The 18,065-nt window shown below is 73.9% G+C and carries 11 protein-coding genes; 3 read left to right on the top strand and 8 right to left on the bottom strand.

Going from position 1 to position 18,065, the window contains the following annotated elements:
* Positions 1 to 57 precede the first annotated feature (57 nt).
* Positions 58 to 2,334, bottom strand: coding sequence for a HelD family protein (locus ACWF41_RS02800; RefSeq protein WP_380322505.1), 2,277 nt, complete (start codon positions 2,332 to 2,334; stop codon positions 58 to 60).
* A gap of 428 nt (positions 2,335 to 2,762) precedes the next feature.
* Between ACWF41_RS02800 and ACWF41_RS02795 the strand changes: the two genes are divergently transcribed.
* On the top strand, positions 2,763 to 4,910 hold the full coding sequence (locus ACWF41_RS02795) for a heavy metal translocating P-type ATPase (protein WP_380322547.1): 2,148 nt from the start codon (positions 2,763 to 2,765) through the stop codon (positions 4,908 to 4,910).
* Positions 4,911 to 4,961: 51 nt separating this feature from the next.
* Here ACWF41_RS02795 and ACWF41_RS02790 read toward each other — a convergent pair whose 3' ends face one another.
* The 7 genes from ACWF41_RS02790 to ACWF41_RS02760 form a co-directional block, all read right to left on the bottom strand.
* The gene (locus ACWF41_RS02790) at positions 4,962 to 6,203 is read right to left on the bottom strand and encodes an MFS transporter (RefSeq protein ID WP_380324106.1); all 1,242 of its coding nucleotides are present in this window, start codon (positions 6,201 to 6,203) and stop codon (positions 4,962 to 4,964) included.
* A gap of 131 nt (positions 6,204 to 6,334) precedes the next feature.
* The gene (locus ACWF41_RS02785) at positions 6,335 to 7,873 is read right to left on the bottom strand and encodes an alpha-N-arabinofuranosidase (protein ID WP_380324109.1); all 1,539 of its coding nucleotides are present in this window, start codon (positions 7,871 to 7,873) and stop codon (positions 6,335 to 6,337) included.
* A 164-nt stretch (positions 7,874 to 8,037) separates the two neighbouring features.
* The gene (locus ACWF41_RS02780; protein WP_380324112.1) at positions 8,038 to 8,328 is read right to left on the bottom strand and encodes a DUF1905 domain-containing protein; all 291 of its coding nucleotides are present in this window, start codon (positions 8,326 to 8,328) and stop codon (positions 8,038 to 8,040) included.
* Between the two features lie 56 nt (positions 8,329 to 8,384).
* Complete coding sequence (locus ACWF41_RS02775; protein ID WP_380324115.1) at positions 8,385 to 9,947, bottom strand: glucoamylase family protein; 1,563 nt, start codon at positions 9,945 to 9,947, stop codon at positions 8,385 to 8,387.
* Between the two features lie 88 nt (positions 9,948 to 10,035).
* Positions 10,036 to 11,259, bottom strand: a complete 1,224-nt coding sequence (locus ACWF41_RS02770; protein ID WP_380324118.1) for a glycoside hydrolase family 1 protein — start codon at positions 11,257 to 11,259, stop codon at positions 10,036 to 10,038.
* A 62-nt stretch (positions 11,260 to 11,321) separates the two neighbouring features.
* Positions 11,322 to 12,920, bottom strand: a complete 1,599-nt coding sequence (locus ACWF41_RS02765) for an alpha-amylase family glycosyl hydrolase (RefSeq protein ID WP_380324122.1) — start codon at positions 12,918 to 12,920, stop codon at positions 11,322 to 11,324.
* A complete protein-coding gene (locus tag ACWF41_RS02760) occupies positions 12,917 to 15,172 on the bottom strand; it encodes a beta-galactosidase (RefSeq protein ID WP_380324125.1) in 2,256 nt (751 codons plus the stop codon). The genes ACWF41_RS02765 and ACWF41_RS02760 overlap by 4 nt, the downstream gene beginning before the upstream one ends.
* A 129-nt stretch (positions 15,173 to 15,301) precedes the next feature.
* Between ACWF41_RS02760 and ACWF41_RS02755 the strand changes: the two genes are divergently transcribed.
* Positions 15,302 to 16,318, top strand: a complete 1,017-nt coding sequence (locus ACWF41_RS02755; RefSeq protein ID WP_380324128.1) for a LacI family DNA-binding transcriptional regulator — start codon at positions 15,302 to 15,304, stop codon at positions 16,316 to 16,318.
* 32 nt (positions 16,319 to 16,350) lie between these two features.
* The gene (locus ACWF41_RS02750; protein ID WP_380324131.1) at positions 16,351 to 18,027 is read left to right on the top strand and encodes an ABC transporter substrate-binding protein; all 1,677 of its coding nucleotides are present in this window, start codon (positions 16,351 to 16,353) and stop codon (positions 18,025 to 18,027) included.
* Positions 18,028 to 18,065: the final 38 nt, after the last annotated feature.

Below are 18,065 nucleotides of genomic sequence, written 5' to 3'. Positions count from 1 at the left end.
TGTCGCGCCGTCATCATGCTGGCGGGCCCTCCGGCCGCGCAGGCGATTTGAGGAAGGTCAGAGGGAGCCCACCACCACCTGGCCGAGCTCCTGCGTGCAGCGGGTGAGCGCCACGTACAGCCCGTTCCACCCGCGCGGCTCCGCCGCGATCCCGTCCGGGTCGACGACGACGGCGCCGTCCCACTCCAGCCCCTTCGCGTCCGTGGCGGACATCGCCCGGGTGCCGTCCGGCAGGGCCGCGCGGAGCCCCGCGAGCCGCGCGACGGGCGCGACCACGCCCACCGAGCCGCCCTCGTACCGCGCCGCCATGCCCGCCACGGCCTCCGCGACCGCGTCGGCCAGCCCGGCCTCCGGCGTCGTGCGCCGCCAGGGCGCGACCGGGGCGGAGCGGACCGCGCGGGGCGGGTCGTTGCGGCTGCCCGCGCGGCGCAGCACCGGACCGGTGAGCTCCATGACCTCGCGCGGCGTGCGGTAGCAGATGGTGAGGTCGGCGCGCCGCCACCGGTCGCCGAGCGCGTCGCCCACGGCCTCGCCCCAGTCGGTCTGGCGGTGCGCCGACGACGCCTGGTCGATGTCGCCCACCGCCGTCACCGACCGGGTGGGGCAGCGGCGCACCACCATGTGCCACTGCATGCCGGACAGCTCCTGCGCCTCGTCCACCACCACGTGGCCGTACGTCCAGTCCCGGCGCGCGGCCGCGCGGGCGGCGACGAAGACGCCGTCGTCGGTCGGGTCGTGCATCGGGGAGCCGCCGCGGGCCGGGGCGTCGTCGGGGTCTCCGAGGAGGTCCGCGAGGGCGTCGAGCAGCGGGACGTCGCTGCTCGCCCAGCCGTGCGCGCCGCCCGCGGGCTCGGCCGCGACGCGCGCGACCTCCGCGTCGCTGAGGCCGGTGCTCGTGCCCGGGCCGGCGTGGGCGCGCAGCAGGTCGGCGTCGTCCAGCAGGCGCGTCAGCTCGGCGGCGGCGTCGCGGCGCGGCCACCACGCGTCGAGCGCGGCCGCGACGCCCCGGTCGACGGCCACGCGCTCGCGCAGGGCCTCGAGGTCCGCGTCCGACAGCACGCCGTCGACGTCGGAGCCCGTGGCGCCGCTGTGCACGGCGCGGTCGTCGGACCGCGCGAGCGCGGCGTCGAACCGACTGAGCACGTCCTCGAACCCCTCCTCCGCGCGGGCGAGCAGCTCGGCCTGACGGTCGGCGACGGCGTCGACGAGCAGGTCGTGCACCCGGTCGACCACGCGGTCGCGGGCGCGGTGGTACGACCCGGCCCCCGCCGCCGCGCGGCGGGCCGCGGCGAGCTGCGCGGCGGGGATCGCGTACTCCTCGCCGTCGAGCACGAGGGCGAGCGGGCCCTCCGCGGGCTCGAGCGAGGCGACGAACCGCCGCAGCGCTGGCAGCCACGGCGACCGGCCCTTGATCTCGGCGACGTCGCGGTCCTCGGCGCGCGTCGGGCGCACCCCGGGCACGAGCGTGTCGCACGTCCCCGAGACCACCGCCGTCTCGCCGAGCGCCGGGAGCACCTGGGCGATGTAGTCGAGGAACCGCATCGACGGGCCCAGCACCAGCACGCCGCGCTCCGCCAGGTGCGGGTGCGCGAACAGCAGGTACGCGACCCGGTGCAGCGCCACCACCGTCTTGCCCGTGCCGGGCCCGCCCTGCACCACCAACGGGGTGCGGGCGTCCGCGCGCACCACGTCGTCCTGCTCGCGCTGCAGGGTCGCGACGGCGGTGCCCATGCGGCCCGTGCGCCGCTCGTCGAGCGCCGCGAGGAGGGCGCCCTCGCCCACCAGCCCCGAGTCGTCGAGGCCGCCGTCGAGCGGCTCGTCGTCCACGGCCACCACCCGCGGCCCGTCCGTGCGCACGTGCCGGCGCCTACGCAGACCCTGCGGGTCCACCGGCGTGGCCGTGTAGAACGGCCGGGCCACCGGGGCGCGCCAGTCGACGACGAGCGGGTCGTCGTCCTCCGTGGCGCCCGGCAGGCCCACGCGGCCGAGGTGGCGCACGGAGCCGTCGTCGCCGTCGATCCGGCCGAACACCAGGCCGTGGTCCGCCTGGCGCAGCTCCGCCCGCCGCGCGCGCAGCCGCGAGACCCGCACGCGCGCCGCGGCGTCCTCCGGGCGGGCGGCGGCCAGCGTGGCCTCCAGGTCGTCGAGCACCGCGGCGCGTCGTGCCCACGCGGCGTCGAGCGTCGTCTGCTCCTCCGCGACGGCCTGCGCGGCGGGGTCGGTGGCTTGCTCGGATCCCGGGGTGGTCGTGGGGGCGGTCGTGGGGGTGCTCGTGCGGTCGGCGGGAGCGGCGTCGGACGTCGTGGAGGCGGTGTGCGGGACGGGCTGGGGCACGTGACCTTCTTTCGTACGGTGTACGGCGGCCATCGCCCAACGCGGGCCCCCTCGAGATTGTTCCCCGCGGCGCCGACCCGTCGCCGAACAGGCGGTTGCTCACGTTCTGAGCCGCGAGAAGGTGCACAACCGCCTGTTCGCCGTCCGTGGCCGGGGCGAACGCGCAGGTCGGGAGGGCGAGCGGTCGGCGCCGAGCCCTGGCGGAATACGTGCAGGGGGTATAGAGTTCCCGGCAGGAGATACCCCCTAGGGGTATCGACACGAGTCGCGAACCATCCGGACGAGACGAGGATCGAACCGTGGACCACACCACTCCCCACCAGCACCCGGGGCACCGCGGCCCCGACGACGCCGCGCGCGTGCTGGAGCACGGTCACGACGAGCACGCCGGTCACGACATGAGCAACCACGGCATGGGCACCCATGACATGAGCGGCCACGCCGGTCACGACATGGCGGGCCGCGACGCGCACGCGGGCCACGACATGAGCGGCCACGCCGGTCACGACATGGCAGGTCGCGACGCGCACGCGGGCCACGACATGAGCGGCCACGCCGGTCACGACATGTCCGGCCATGGGGGTCACGGCGGTCACGGCGACCACGTGGGCCAGTTCCGCCGGCTGTTCTGGATCATGCTGGCGCTGGCGGTACCGACGGTGGCGCTGTCGCCGATGTTCGCGATGGTGCTGGGCTACGACCTCCCCGCCGCGGCGTGGGTCGACTGGGTGTCGCCGGTGCTGGGCACGGTGATCTACGTGTGGGGCGGCAGGCCGTTCCTCACGGGCGCGGTGTCGGAGCTCAAGGCCCGCAAGCCCGGCATGATGCTGCTCATCGGGCTGGCGATCACGGTCGCGTTCGTCGCGTCGCTGGGTGCCAGCCTCGGGGTGCTCGACCACCAGCTCGACTTCTGGTGGGAGCTCGCCCTGCTGGTCGTGATCATGCTGCTGGGGCACTGGATCGAGATGCGTTCCCTGGCGCAGACCACCTCGGCGCTGGACTCGCTGGCGGCGCTGCTGCCCGACGAGGCGGAGCGCGTGGAGGGTGCGGACGTCGTCACCGTGTCACCCGCGGACCTGCAGGTGGGCGACGTCGTCCTCGTGCGGCCCGGTGGCAGCGTCCCGGCGGACGGCCGCGTCGTGGACGGCCGCGCCGAGATGGACGAGTCGATGGTCACGGGCGAGTCGCGCACGGTGGCCCGCACGGTGGGCGACGCCGTCACGGCGGGCACGGTCGCGACCGACTCCGGCCTGCGCGTCGAGGTCACCGCGACCGGCGACGACACGGCGCTCGCGGGCATCCAGCGGCTGGTCGCCCAGGCGCAGGCGTCGTCCTCGCGGGCCCAGCGGCTCGCGGACCGGGCGGCCGGCTGGCTGTTCTGGTTCGCGCTCGGTGCCGCAGTCGTCACGGCGATCGCCTGGACCGCGCTCGGCCTGCCGGACGACGCCGTCGTCCGGACCATCACGGTCCTCGTGATCGCCTGCCCCCACGCGCTGGGCCTGGCCATCCCGCTGGTGGTGTCCATCGCGACCGAGCGGGCCGCCCGCGGCGGCGTCCTCATCAAGGACCGCCTGGCGCTGGAGAGCATGCGCACCGTGGACGCCGTCCTCTTCGACAAGACCGGCACCCTCACCAAGGGCGAGCCGACCGTGGCCGACGTCGCGGCCTCGGCGGACCTGGACGCCGACGCCGTCCTGGCGCTCGCGGCGGCGGCCGAGGCGGACAGCGAGCACCCGCTGGCCCGGGCCGTCGTCCGGGCGGCCGGGGAGCGCGGCCTCGACGTCCCGCGCGCGACCGACTTCTCCTCGTCGCCCGCCGTCGGCGTGGTCGCGACGGTCGGCGGGCACGAGGTGCGCGTCGGCGGGCCGCGTCTGCTCGAGGAGCAGGGCGGCGGCGAGGTCGCCGAGGCGGAGTCCTGGCGTGCCGACGGCGCGATCATCCTGCACGTGCTGCGCGACGGCGTCGTCGTCGGCGGGCTGAAGCTCGCCGACGAGGTGCGGCCCCAGGCCGCGGAGGCGGTCGAGGCGCTGCACCGGCTCGGGGTCCAGGTCGTGATGATCACGGGCGACGCCGAGGCCGTGGCCCGGTCCGTGGCGGACGAGCTCGGCATCGACCGGTTCTTCGCCGGCGTGCGGCCGGAGGACAAGTCGGCGCGCGTGGCCGGGCTGCAGGCCGAAGGCCACAAGGTCGCGATGGTCGGCGACGGCGTCAACGACGCCCCGGCGCTCGCGCAGGCGGACGTCGGCATCGCGATCGGCGCGGGCACGGACGTCGCCATCGCGTCGGCGGGCGTCATCCTCGCCAGCGACGACCCCCGGTCGGTGCTGTCCGTGATCGAGCTGTCGCGGGCCAGCTACCGCAAGATGAAGCAGAACCTGTGGTGGGCGGCGGGCTACAACCTGCTGTCGGTGCCGCTGGCGGCGGGCGTGCTCGCGGGCGTCGGGTTCGTGCTGCCGATGTCCGTCGGCGCGCTGCTCATGTCGCTGTCCACCGTGGTGGTCGCGCTCAACGCGCAGCTGCTGCGGCGGCTGGACCTGCGGCCCGACGTCGCGGCGCGCGAGGCGCTGGGCCGCTGATCCCCGTCGTCGAACAGGCGGTTGAGCACGGAACGGGCCCTCGTTCCGTGCTCAACCGCCTGTTCGGCGGTCGCCGCGGCGCAGGACCGCGAGGTTGAGCGCCGCCGCGGCGAGCAGCACGACGGCGGTGGCGACGAAGACGGCGCGCAGACCGGCCTGCGCGGCGACGAGGCCGCCGAGCACCGGGCCGGCGACCTGCCCCACGTACTGCGCGGAGACGCCCAGCCCCAGCACCCGGCCGACGGCGTCCGGCGGGGCGAGGTGGCGCACGGCCGCGGTGATCGACGGGAGCAGGCCGCCGAGGCTGAGGCCCAGCAGCACGCGCAGCACGCCCAGCTGCCAGACGTTCGTCACGAGCGCCTGCGCCAGCGCCAGGACGCCCGCAGCGGCGAGGCAGGCGACGACGACGCGCGTGTGCCCGACCCGGTCCGCGAGCCGGCCGACGCGGGGCGCCGCGACGACGCTGCCGACGGCGGTCAGCGCGACGAGGATCCCCGCGACGCCCGCCGCGTGCGAGAGCTGGCCCAGGTCCTCGACGTACACGGTGACGATCGGCTCGATCGACATCGTCGAGAACAGCAGCAGGCTCGACGTGGCCAGCAGCGCGACGACGGCACCCGGGCGCTGCACCTGCGACCACACGCCGCGTCGTCGGGCGGCGGCCCGGGGCGCACGCGGGCCGGTCCGCGGCTCGCGGAGCAGGAACGTCGTGGCGAGGAACGCCAGGAAGATCACCGCGCCGCACACGACGAACGTCGGCCGGATGCCCACCCAGGCAGGCACGAAGCCGCCCACCAGCGGGCCGACGACGTTGCCGGCGAGGATCCCCGAGGACAGCACCCCGATCGCCCACGCGCTGCGGTCCTTCGGCGTCTGCGCAGCGACGAGGATCGTGGCGCCGGAGGAGTAGCCGCCGAGCAGGCCCACCAGCAGCCGCACCGCGACGAGCTGCTCGACGCTCTGCACGAACCCGAGCAGCGTCATCGCCACCGCCATGCCGAGGCTCGCGCGCACGAGCATGGACTTGCGGCCGAACCGGTCGCCGAGCGCTCCCCACAGCGGCGCGGTGAGCGCCGCCGTGAGGAACGTGGCCCCGTACGCGATCCCTGACCACCGCACGACGGCGCCCGGGTCGTCGACGCCGAGCTGCCGCACGTACTCCGGCAGGAACGGCACCAGCAGCGTCATCGCGACGAGCGTGGTGAACGACCCGGCCGTGCCGACGGCGAGGTTGCGCCGCCAGTGCGGATGCTCGACGGCGACGGAGGGGTCCTCGACGGCAGGGCTGGTCATGCCCCTGGTCTACACCCGGCGTCCATGAGACGGGATGATCCGTCTCACATAGCGGTCGCGCTGGCATCGACGTAGCGGTGGGTCGTCGTCCTGGGGCGGGACGACGACCCATCGCTACGTCACGCCGCGGCCTACGACCCGAGCGTGAGGCGCACCGTCGCGAACGCCGCCGGCGGCAGCTCCGCGGTGAGGACGCCGCCCTCGACGCGCACGCCGTCCAGCGGGCGCGGGGCGACGGCGTCGGGCGTGTCGAAGGTGTTGTGCGCGGCCGGGTCGTCGGCGGCGAGCACGGTGGCGACGGGGTCGCTCACCGCGTGGCCGCGCAGGTCGATCCGCACCGTGGCGGGTGCGTCCGGGTCGAGGTTGGTCAGCGACACCAGCACCGCGCCGTCCTTCGTGGACGCCGACGCCGAGACCGTCCCGACCGGAGTGCCGTCGACATCGTGCGTGGCGCGTGCGACGCGCTCGCGCACCGGCAGGCTCGCGGCGTCGTGGTGCCCCGCGCTCATGGCGAACGCGTGGAACGTGGGCGTCTTGATCATCTTCGCGCCGTCGGTGAGCAGCATGGACTGCAGCACGTTCACCGTCTGCGCGATGTTCGCGAGGCGCAGCCGGCGGGCGTGGTCGTGGAAGGCGTCGAAGTGCACCGCGGCGACGAGGGCGTCGCGCATCGCGTTCTGCTGGTACAGGAAGCCGGGGTTGGTGTCCTTCTCGACGTTCCACCAGGTGCCCCACTCGTCGAGCGCGAGCCCGATCCGTGCCTGCGGGTCGTAGGCGTCCATCACGGCGGAGTGGCCGGCGATGATGCGGCGCACGTCGAGCGCCTTGCGCATCGTGGCCCAGTACTCGTCGCGCGTGAACTCGGTGGCGGCGCCCTTGTCCCCCCACGTCCCGGCGAACGTGTAGAAGTGGAACGAGACCATCTGCCACAGGTCGCGCGGGTCGGCGTCGCCGAGCTTCGCCACCTGCTGCATGAGCGTCTCGGTCCAGGCGTAGTCGTCGTCCGACGCGCCCGCGGCCACCCGCACCAGCTTGTTGCCGCCGTGATCGCGCGCGTAGGTCGCGTGCTGCCGCGCGAGCGACGCGAACTGGTCGGCGCGCAGGTTGCCGCCGCAGCCCCACGGCTCGTTCCCGATGCCGAAGAACGACACGCCCCACGGCTCGTCGCGGCCGTGCTCGCGGCGCAGGCGCGCCATCGGCGAGTCGTCGCCGCGGGTCAGGTACTCGACCCAGTCCGCGGTCTCCTGGACCGTGCCCGAGCCGACGTTCCCCGAGATGTACGGGGCCGTGCCGAGCAGGTCGCACAGCGCCATGAACTCGTGCGTGCCGAAGGAGTTGTCCTCCACGACGTCGCCCCAGTGCGTGTTGACGATGCGCGGCCGGTCGGCGGCCGGGCCCACGCCGTCGCGCCAGTGGTACGTGTCGGCGAAGCAGCCGCCGGGCCAGCGCAGGTTGGGGATGGCGAGCTCCCGCAGCGCCTCGACGACGTCGGTGCGGATGCCGCCGACGTTCGGGATGTCGGAGTCCTCGCCCACCCAGAAGCCCTCGTAGACGCACCGGCCGAGATGCTCGGCGAAGTGCCCGTACAGGTGGCGGCTGATCGTGGGGCCCGGGACGTCGAGGTCGACGACGGCGTCGAGGGCGAGGGGGGTCGAGGTCGGGTCGCTCACGGGGCTCTCCTGCAACGTTGTAGGTGGTGGCCAGACCCTACCCGCGCCGGGCCCCGCCACCGCGAGGTGGTTCAGCTCTTGCCGAGGTAGTGGACCAGTCCACTACCTCGGCACGATCCGGACTACCTCGGCAGGGTGCGTACCACCTCGGCGGGCGGACGTGCTCAGATGCCGTCGAGGGTGAGCCGCACGACGACCTCGTCGCCGTCGTCCACGCCCTCGGGCCGGCGCACGGCGTCCTTCAGCGGCACGAGGTAGCCGCCGTCCTTGGGGAACAGCGAGGTGGTGAACGTGGTGCCGCCGAGGCGGCCCGTCACCGGGATGACGCCCCAGCCGTAGGTGACCAGGGGCGCGACCGCGGCGATCTGCTCCGCCTCGGCGTCCGGCACCGCGACGTAGTAGTACGGCGCCGGGCCGCGCCACTGGAACACCACGCCGCGCACCTCGAGCTCCATGCGCCCAGCGTGCCGCCCGCCGGTGACACGGGCGAGCGGCACGCTGGGCCGTGAGCTCAGTCCCGGCCGGCGGCGGAGAACCGCTCCATCGCCATGAGCGGTCGCAGGGCGGTCTCCATCGAGCCGTCGGAGACGTACCGGCGCATGTCGTCGTCCGCCAGCGCGTTGCCGAGGGCGGCCATGATCATGCCCTGGTCGAGCGCCAGGTAGCGCTGCGAGACCTGCCCGCTGCGCACCGCGACGGAGTCGTAGAACCCGCCCGGGCCGTACGCGTCGAAGTCCCGGGCGATGCGGCGCAGGTTCTCCACCGCCTGCCCGGGCGCGTACCGCAGCGCCAGGAAGGACGCGTGCGGCGTGACCACGCCGTCGCCGTACGACGTCGGCGCAGGAGAACCCTCGCGGCAGCCGGCGTACGGCTGGTCGACCGACGTGCGCTCCTGGTCGGAGGTGTAGCCCGCGCCGTCGAGCCCGAGCTGGTCCACGCCGTACTCGCGATAGCCGCCCGCCGGGTTGTTCGACGGGGAGAAGCCCCAGTACCCGTACCGGGCCTCCTTGAGGCCGTGCTCGATCTGGCCCCGCACGTACAGCGGGTGGTTCACCCCCCACGAGTCCGGGCCCCAGGTCTCCTCCGGCACGAACAGCGGCACCATGAGCGCCTCGAACATGCTGCCGCCCCAGGTGGGCACGACCTTCATGCCGCGGTACGGCAGCGCGCCCTCGAAGACCCGGACGCCCAGGTACTCCTCCCAGGTGCCCGCCGCGTCCGTCTCGGTCCACGACCAGTCGCAGCTCTCCGACGGGTAGGCGCGGACCGTGCCGAAGTAGTGCTTCGCCGGGATCTGCCCGGCCGCGATGCCGAGGTACGACGCGATCCGCGGCTCGGTGTTGAACGCGCCGTAGTGGTGGCCCGTGTACCAGACGTCGGTGCCCATGCCGCAGTAGTCGCCGGCGACGGCGGCGTCGTTCGCCCGCGTCTCCCAGAACCCGCCGCGGATCTGGTTCTCCGCGGGGTTGTAGTAGCACCCGAAGTCCATCCGGTCGCGGACGGCGTCGGCCTCGGCGGCGAGCGACGGCTCGGCCCGGCTGGTCAGCAGCAGGCCCGTGGCGAGCCAGCCGTTGTCCACGCTCGAGAGGAACTGGTCGATCGGCCCGCCCCCGGGGAAGGTCTCGAGCCGCTCCCCGGTCGCCGGGTCGTACCAGTTGTAGAACATGCCGCTCGGCTCGTGGATCTGCATCCGCGACACGGTGTCGAGCGTGGCGGTGAGCCGCGACCGGGCCTCGTCGGCGTCGATGAGGCCGACGTCGCGCGCCACGACCGTGCTCCACAGGTACGCGCCGATGTTGGTCGGCGAGGTGTAGCCGCCGCGGGTCCCGGGGTCGAGGTCCCCGCCGATGTTGTCGTCGGGCAGGCCGGTGTCCTCGTCGACCAGCGCCTCGAACGACCGCCAGGTGTCCGCGGCCCACGTGCGCAGCTGCGGCGTCGGACCGTACGGGGAGTCCTGCGTGCCCGGCTCGCCCGGATCCTCCGGGGCGGGGTCGGCGCTCGCGGCGCCGGGGATCGTGGCCAGCGCCAGGCCGGTGGCGGCCAGGGCGGTGACCAGGGTGCGTCGGGTCCTCATGGTGCGGTCCTCACTTCCTCGTGCGGTGTACCAGGTCAGGGGTGTGCGCGGCGGCGGCGCTCCCCAGCGACGCGCCGCCGCGCACGGATCAGGAGGCGATGGCGGCCTCGAAGATCGCCTCGGCCTCGGGGCGCGCCTCGGCGCGGGGCAGCACGTTGCGCTGCGCCAGGTCACCCAGCCAGGCGAGGCTGGGCTTGGGGGAGCGGACGAACGTCTCGCGGTCGACGGCGATGAGCCCGAAGGTGGGGCGGAAGGAGCCCCACTCGTAGTTGTCGAGCAGCGACCAGTGCAGGTAGCCCCGCACGTCGCAGCCGTCGTCGATCGCGGAGGCCAGGCCGCTCAGCGCGCCGGTCGTGTAGTCGATGCGGCGGGAGTCGTCGGAGGTGGCCATGCCGTTCTCCGTGACGATCATCGGCACGCCGCCGGTGACGTCGCGCGTGTGCCGCAGGGCGTGGCCGAGGGCCTCCGGGTAGTACTCCCAGCCGGTGAGGGTGCGCTCGACGCCCTCGGGGAAGTCCACGGGGCCGTCGGGGCCGATGATCGTGCGCAGGTACGACTGGACGCCGACGAAGTCGTCGCCGCGGGACTGCTCGAGGAAGAAGTCCTCGCGCCAGTAGCCCCACGCGTCGCGCTCGGCCTCGTACCCGGGCACGGCCTGGTACACCTGGTTCGCGACGGTCCAGCCGGCCTTGACGTGGCCGAGCCCGCGCAGCACGTCCGTCGACGCGTGGTGCGCGCGGGCGATCACCTCGGCGGCGTGCGGCGACGGGCCGGGGAAGTTCACGCCCACCTCGGTGTCGATCTTCGCCTCGGTCTGGTTGACCATCATGTTCGGCTCGTTGATCGTCACCACCCAGCGCACGTCGTCGAGGATCGCCGACGCCGTCTCCGTGAAGCGGCGGAACCGGTCGACGGCGTCGGGGGCGTACCAGCCGCCCTCGTCCTGCTGCCAGCGCGGCACGGTGAAGTGGTGCAGCGTCACGACCGGCTCGACGCCGAGGTCGCGGCAGGTGTCGATCATGCGGCGGTAGTGGTCGAGCTGGGCGCGGGAGACGACGCCCTTCTCGGGCTCGATGCGGGCCCACTCCAGCGAGAAGCGGTAGGAGTTCAGGCCGGCGTCGGCCAGCAGGCGCATGTCCTCGCCGTAGCGGTGGTACGAGTCGCAGGCGTCGCCCGACGGCTCCTCGACGTGGGTGTCGGGGGCGTGCTCGAGCACCCAGTGCCCGGTGTTGGTGTTGCCGCCCTCGATCTGGTGGCCGGCGGTGGCCGCGCCCCAGAGGAAGTCGCGGGGGGCGGGGGTGAAGTGCGTCATGGGTGGTTCCTTCGTGCGTCGTTGCAGGTGGTCCGTGGTTCTGGTGGTGCCGGTGGGGCGGTTCAGGCGAGGTCGAGGACGGCGTACCCGTGGCCCTCGAGGTGCACGACGTCGCCCTCGGTGCGGAGCCCGTGCGTCTCGACCGCGCGCGCCGCGCCCGCGCCGGGCACCGCGATCGACACGGGTGCGCGCCCCGGGTTGAGCACGACGGCGAGGGTGCCGCGCAGGTACGCGAACGGGTAGCCGGTGGCCAGCACCTCGACCGGGGCGGAGGCGTCCAGGCGGGGGTCGGCGGTGCGCAGGTGCGCGAGCCGCCGCACGAGGTGCAGCAGCGAGCCCTCGTCGTCGAGCTGGGCGGCCACCGTGGGCCGGTCGGGGTCCGGGTCCTGGGGCAGGTACCGCGACTCGGCGACGTCGGGGCCGAGGCGGCCCGCGGGGACGTCGCCCCACTGCATGGGCGTGCGGGAGCCGGCGCGGTCGTAGGTGGGGCTGAGCCGCGACCCCTCGAACGTGGGGGTCTCCGGCACGAAGCGCATGCCGATCTCGTCGCCGTAGTAGATCGACGGCATGGACGGCCAGGTCAGCGTGAGGACCAGCGCCGCGCGCGCCTGCTCGGCGTCGCGCGCCCCGGCCACGAGCCGCGTGAAGTCGTGGTTCGACGTCGGCAGGCCCGTGAGCCCGCCGCGGCCGGCCGCCTCGATCGCGCCCGTCGCCTCCCGCCACGCGGCGACGAACGTGGCGGCGTCGCCGCGCGCCTCGGCGTCGGCCCAGCTCGGTACCTCGCCCCACGACGGGTTGACCGTGCCGGCGCCGTTGTTCCACAGGGAGCGCAGCGGCAGGCCGTCGTCGTCGCCCCCGAACTGGAGGAAGAAGTCGGCGTGGAACCCGGACGGGACGGACACGCGCGGGTCGCCCCACTCGCTGATGAGGACCCGGCCCGGATACGTGGCGTCGAGCCACTCGCGGGTCTCGCGCCACAGCCTCCCGGTCTCGACGAGGCCCGGGTCGTCCTTGACGAGCGACGCGGCCATGTCGACGCGGAAGCCGGCGACGCCGAGGTCGAACCAGTGCGCCATGATCTCGCGCAGCGCGGCCCGGTTGGCCTGCGGGCCGGGCGCGTCGACGGGCTGGCGCCACGGCTCGTCCGGGTGCTGCCGTGCGTAGCCGAAGTTCAGCGCGGGCTGCACCGGGAAGAAGTTCGGCAGGTAGTAGCCGCCGCGGCGGCCCGGGCCGGGCTGGAACCCGTCGACGGGGACGTCGCTCCACACGTACCGGTGGTCGTCGGGGTCGTCGGCGGACGCGACGAACCACGGGTGCTGGTCGGAGGTGTGCCCGGCCACGAGGTCGAGCAGCACGGAGATGCCGCGCTTCCCCGCCTCCGCGGTGAGCTCCGCGAGGTCGTCGTTCGTGCCGTAGCGCGGCGCGATGGTGAGGAAGTCCGCGACGTCGTAGCCGGCGTCGGCGAACGGCGAGACGAAGCACGGGTCGAGCCACACCGCACCCACGCCGAGCCACTGCAGGTAGTCGAGGCGGGCGGTGATGCCGGCGAGGTCGCCGATGCCGTCGGCCCCGGCACGGCCCGAGTCGGCGAAGCTCTGCGGGTACAGCTGGTACAGGACGGTGCGCCCGAGGCGCGGGGCGAGGTCGGTGGCGGCGGTCATCGCGCGTTCTCCTTCTCTCCGGTCCAGGCAACGGTGGCGTGCGCGTCGCCGGGGCGCTGGACGAGCCAGGCGCCCGTCCGGCCGGACAGGGTCATCGGTGCGGGGAGCAGCGCCGCGCCGTCGCGCTCGGGCAGGACCTCGGCGTCCCACGGCGAGACGTTGAGCAGGTGCACGACGCGCGTGCCGTCGGGGGCGGCCGCCGGCACGACGACCACGCCGGGCACGGACGACGTGAGCCCCACCAGCGGCCGGGCGCCGAGCTCGGCGAGCAGGCGGTCCCACACCGGCGGCAGGCACGGGAGGTCCGCGGCCACGACCAGGACCTGCCCGGCGCCGTGCGGCACGCGCGCGACGCAGGCCTCGCGGGCGGCGGTCCCGCCGGCGTCGGCCACGCGGGCGAGCACGTCGGCGTCGTCGGGCAGGGAGAGCGGCTGGACGAAGCCGACGCGGACCTCGGCCATGTCGAGCCGGTCGTCGGCGGGCACGACCGAGGGGAAGAACGTCGGGCTGCCCTCGACCCGCTCGCCGGCGCCGATCCCGAGCGCGTCGACGAGGCGGGTGGCCGGGCGGCCCAGCATGTCCTGCGTGGGCAGCGGGCCGTGCAGGAGCAGGCGGCCGCCGGCGGCCACCCAGTCCACGACCTTCTGCTGGACGTCGTCGTCGAGGTACGGGGTGGGCGCGAGCGCGAGCACCCGGTCGTGACCGAGGTCGAGCGGGCCGTCCTGCAGGTTCACGGCGTCGGGCGCGAACCCGCCGACGACGAGGGCCCGCGTGAGGATGTCGCGCGGCCCGGAGCCGCGGAAGCGGTCCAGCTCGTCGACGAACCGCTGCTCGCGCTCGGAGGCGGGGTAGCGGTACTCGGTCATGTAGTGGTCGGGGACGAAGCCGAGCGTGACCGGCGGCGTCTCGGGCCGCGCGGCGCGCAGCAGGTCGGCCTGCGCGGCGACGCCCGTGGTCGCGGCGCGCAGCATCGGGTACGACGGCGAGGGCCGGCCCTCGGGGTCGATCGGTGCGGCGAACCCGTGGCGCTCGCCGGTGAACGCGACGCGGTCGTTGCCGTCGTACGCGGGCTCGAACAGCGCCGGGTTCCGGCCGCCGGTGAGCAGGTAGTAGTTGACGAACGTGTTGCCCTGGGCGAGGCACGTCTGGAGCTTGAGCGGCGCGGCCTCGGGGCCGGTCTCGACGCCGAGGGACTCGCCGTAGTCGCCCGTGCCGACCTCGAACTCGAGGCTGCCGGTGGGCTGGCCGGGCACGGTGGTGGCGGCGACGAAGGCGTTGGACGCCCAGAACCCGGGCAGCTTCTCGAGCGTGAGGTCGCCGATGTAGTAGTCGGTGCCGGGCAGCACGTCGGTGCGGCCGGCCCACGTGCGGTAGAGCTGGGAGATGCCGAGGGGGAACATGCGCGCCGCGCCGCCCCAGCACCCGTGGATGTTGACCAGGAACGGCACGTCGACGCCGAGCTCGCGGGCCCAGCCGGCCAGGGTCGCCACGTACGACGCGTACTTCTCGCGGGTGAACCGACCGAGGTCGCGGTGGAGGGCGAGGACCACGTCCTCGTCGGGGGAGCGCAGCGCCGGCCCCCAGGCCGCGGCGTCCTCGGGGTCCAGACCGTAGCGGTCCTGCACTGCCTGGGCGCCCTCGGCGGCGACGAGGTGCGCGACCAGCTCGGCGACGGTGCGGTCGGACAGGTCGGGGGAGTTCGTGACCCACGGCAGCATGCCGATCTCGTTGTCGAGCTGCACCCCCACGACCGTGCCGCCGCGGGACGGCGTGCGGGCCGCGAGCACGGGGATCACGGCGTCGTACCAGCGCCGGCAGGCGGCGAGGTAGGCGGGGTGCGTGTAGTCGACGACGGTCTCGGCCGGGGTGCTTCCGTCCCAGCTCGGCGGAACCACCTCGGGGTGGTCGCGGAACAGGCTGAACGGCAGGCCCTCGTGCTTCAGCTCGGCCATGACGAACGGGCCGGGCCGGGCGATCACGGCCAGCCCGCGCGCCGCGCACAGGTCGAGGAACCGGCCCAGGTCGAGGGCGGGCCGGGTGCGGCCGGCGAGGTCGAACGAGCCGTCGGGCAGCTCGTGCACGAGCCACGGGACGTAGGTGGCGATCGCGGTGACGCCGGTGGCGACGGCGGCGTCGAGCCGGCTCTCCCACTCGGTCGCGTCGAGCCGGAAGTAGTGGACCTCGCCGGACAGGACGAGGTCGTCGTGCAGGGTGCGGACGCGCGCCGACTGCGGCGTCGGGGTGGGTGCCAACGAGCTACTCCTTCGTAGGTCTGCGGGTGGCGTGGGTCACGTCGAGAGTTGCATGTAACCGGTACCACGCGCCATAGTAGGCAATGTAACCGGTTACATCTACCGGCCTCGACGACGAGGAGTTGAACCATGGCCAGCGCAGGTCGTCCGACGGTCCGCGACATCGCCCGGCACGCCGGCGTGTCCGTCGCCACCGTCTCGCGCGTCACCCGGGACGACCCGAAGGTGGCGCCCGCCACCCGGGAGCGGGTGCAGGCGAGCATCGACGCGCTGGGCTACACGCCGTCGGCCCTCGGCCTCGGGCTCGCCTACCAGCGGCACCACACGCTCGGCATCGTGCTGCCCGGCCTGGGCGGCCCGTACTTCGCGGACCTCGTCCAGGGCGTCGAGTCCGTCGCCGTCGAGGCGGGGATCGCCGTCAACGTGCTGGGCACCCACTTCCGGCCCGACGCCGCCACGTCCGTGCGCCAGCTCGCGCAGCGCACGGACGCCCTCGTGGTGCAGGGCGGCACCGTGGACGCGGACCTCCTCGTGGAGCTCGCCGCGGCGATGCCCGTGGTGGTCGTGGCCGCCGTCAACGACCGGGTCCCCACCGTCCGCACCGACGGCCGCGCCGCGGCGGACGAGATCACCAGCCACCTGATCGAGGTGCACGGCTACCGCCGGCTGCGCTTCCTCGGGTCGCCGCGGGGCTCCTCCGACCCGGCCGCGCGCTACCGCGGCTTCCGCGACGCGCTCGCGGCGCACGGGCTCGAGGAGTCCGCACCGCCGCTCGACTTCGGCTTCGAGGCCGAGTACGGCGCGATGGCGGCCCGCGAGCTGGACGCCGCGGGCGAGCTTCCGGAGGCGCTGGTGTGCGCCAACGACGAGCTGGCGTTCGGGGTCATGGCGACCCTGCCCGGCCTGGGGCACCCGATCCCCGCGGAGATGGCGATCGTCGGCTTCGACGACAACTCGCTCGCCGCGCTCGCCTCTCCCACCCTCACGACCGTGCACCAGCCGACCTTCGAGCTGGGTGCGACGGCGGCGCGGATCGCGCTGGAGCCGACCCGGGACGGGTCGGCCTCCACGGTCCCGCTGCCACCCGACGACCGGGTCCTGGAGACCCGTGCCGTGATCCGCGAGTCCTGCGGCTGTCAAGGCTGACGGTCCGCAGTCTTCAACGAGGAAGGTTGTTCATGACTCCCACCACCACGCGGCGGCGCGCCGCCGCGCGCTTCGTCGCCTGTGCCGGGGCGGCCGCGCTGCTGCTCACCGGCTGCTCCACGGCCAACCAGGGCGACGGGGACCGCACCACCGACGACGGCCGCATCGCCTACCTGACGCTGGGCAACTTCTCGAACGTGTCCAACCCGCAGGCGAACTACAACCCGTTCTCCACGACGGCGATCGGCCCCCTGTGGACGATCTACGACCCGCTGTTCGAGGTGAACAAGTACGACTGCAGCGAGGTGCCGCAGCTCGCGACCGACTACTCCTGGTCGAGCCCCACCGAGATGCACCTGACGCTGCGCGACGGCGTCACGTGGAACGACGGGAAGCCGTTCACGGCGAAGGACGTGGCGTACACGTTCACGCTGCTCAAGGACACCCCCGCCCTGGACCTCAAGGGCGTCGGCGCGCACGTGAAGTCCGCGGAGGCGACGTCCGACACCGAGGTCACGCTGACGTTCGACGGCCCGGCGTACTCGATCAAGGACAAGATCCTCGAGACGGTCATCGTGCCCGAGCACGTGTGGTCGTCGGTCGCCGACCCCACCACGTACACCGCCGAGGACGCGGTCGGCACCGGGATGTTCACGGTGAAGTCGCTCAACCCGCAGCAGTTCACGGTCGAGGCGAACCCCGACTACTGGCAGGCGGACAAGGTCAAGGTCGACGAGCTGCGCTTCACCAAGGCGGCCGAGGGCCAGGTGGACCAGCTCAAGCTGGCCCGTGGCGAGTACGACAGCAACGCGATGTTCGTGCCGGACGTCGAGAACTCGTACGTGGCCAAGGACCCGGAGCACAACAAGTACTGGTTCGCGTCCGGCTCGCCCATCTCGCTCTACATGAACCTCACGAAGGCGCCGTTCGACGACGTGGCGTTCCGCCAGGCGATCACGCAGGCGATGGACAAGGACCGCCTCACGCAGGAGGCCGGCTCCGGCTACGTGAAGCCCGCGAGCCAGAGCCTGCTGGTGCTGCCCGGCCAGGCGGACTGGCTCGACCCGTCGATCCCCGACCAGGGCATCGTGAAGTACGACCCCGACGCCGCCTCCCAGGCGCTCACCGACGCCGGCTACGCGCTCGACGCCAAGGGCAAGCGCCTCGGCAAGGACGGCAAGCCGATGAAGTTCTCGTTCGAGACCCCCAACGGGTGGTCCGACTGGACGGCCGCGGCCGACTCGATCAAGGCCGACTTCGCGAAGCTCGGCATCGACGTCGACGTCGAGACGCCGGACTACCCGACGGTGGAGCAGCACCGCCTCACCGGCAAGTACGACATGACGTTCGGCGTGCGCGGCGGCCTGTGCTCGATGTACCAGAGCTTCGCCGAGCCGCTCGACTCCGCCAACTCGGCCCCGGTCGGCAAGAAGGCCACCACCAACGAGGTGCGCTGGGACGACGCCGCCACCGACGAGCTGCTCGACCAGCTCGAGGTCACCGAGGACCCCGAGGCGCAGAAGCCGATCGTGCACCAGCTCGAGCAGATCATGATGGACCAGGTGCCCTTCATCCCGCTCTGGTACGGCGGCAAGTGGTTCGAGTACAACACCCAGCGCGCGACCGGCTGGCCCAGCGCCGAGGACCCGTACGCGGGCTCGGACAACTCCCGCCTCATCTACACGTCCCTGGTCCCTGCCCAGGGCTGACGCCGACCCGGCGGGATCCCGCCCGACCCGAGGTGGAA

It is taken from the genome of Isoptericola sp. NPDC055063, from assembly GCF_053608125.1.
This window is presented reverse-complemented; position numbering and strand designations above follow the sequence as displayed.

Excerpts from the sequence above, each read along its gene's own strand:
- ACWF41_RS02755 (WP_380324128.1), top strand. The coding sequence starts at position 15,302 with ATGGCCAGCGCAGGTCGTCCGACGGTCCGCGACATCGCCCGGCACGCC.
- ACWF41_RS02775 (WP_380324115.1), bottom strand. The coding sequence starts at position 9,947 with ATGAGGACCCGACGCACCCTGGTCACCGCCCTGGCCGCCACCGGCCTG.
- ACWF41_RS02750 (WP_380324131.1), top strand. The coding sequence starts at position 16,351 with ATGACTCCCACCACCACGCGGCGGCGCGCCGCCGCGCGCTTCGTCGCC.
- ACWF41_RS02765 (WP_380324122.1), bottom strand. The coding sequence starts at position 12,920 with ATGACCGCCGCCACCGACCTCGCCCCGCGCCTCGGGCGCACCGTCCTG.
- ACWF41_RS02795 (WP_380322547.1), top strand. The coding sequence starts at position 2,763 with ATGAGCGGCCACGCCGGTCACGACATGGCGGGCCGCGACGCGCACGCG.
- ACWF41_RS02770 (WP_380324118.1), bottom strand. The coding sequence starts at position 11,259 with ATGACGCACTTCACCCCCGCCCCCCGCGACTTCCTCTGGGGCGCGGCC.
- ACWF41_RS02780 (WP_380324112.1), bottom strand. The coding sequence starts at position 8,328 with ATGGAGCTCGAGGTGCGCGGCGTGGTGTTCCAGTGGCGCGGCCCGGCG.
- ACWF41_RS02790 (WP_380324106.1), bottom strand. The coding sequence starts at position 6,203 with ATGACCAGCCCTGCCGTCGAGGACCCCTCCGTCGCCGTCGAGCATCCG.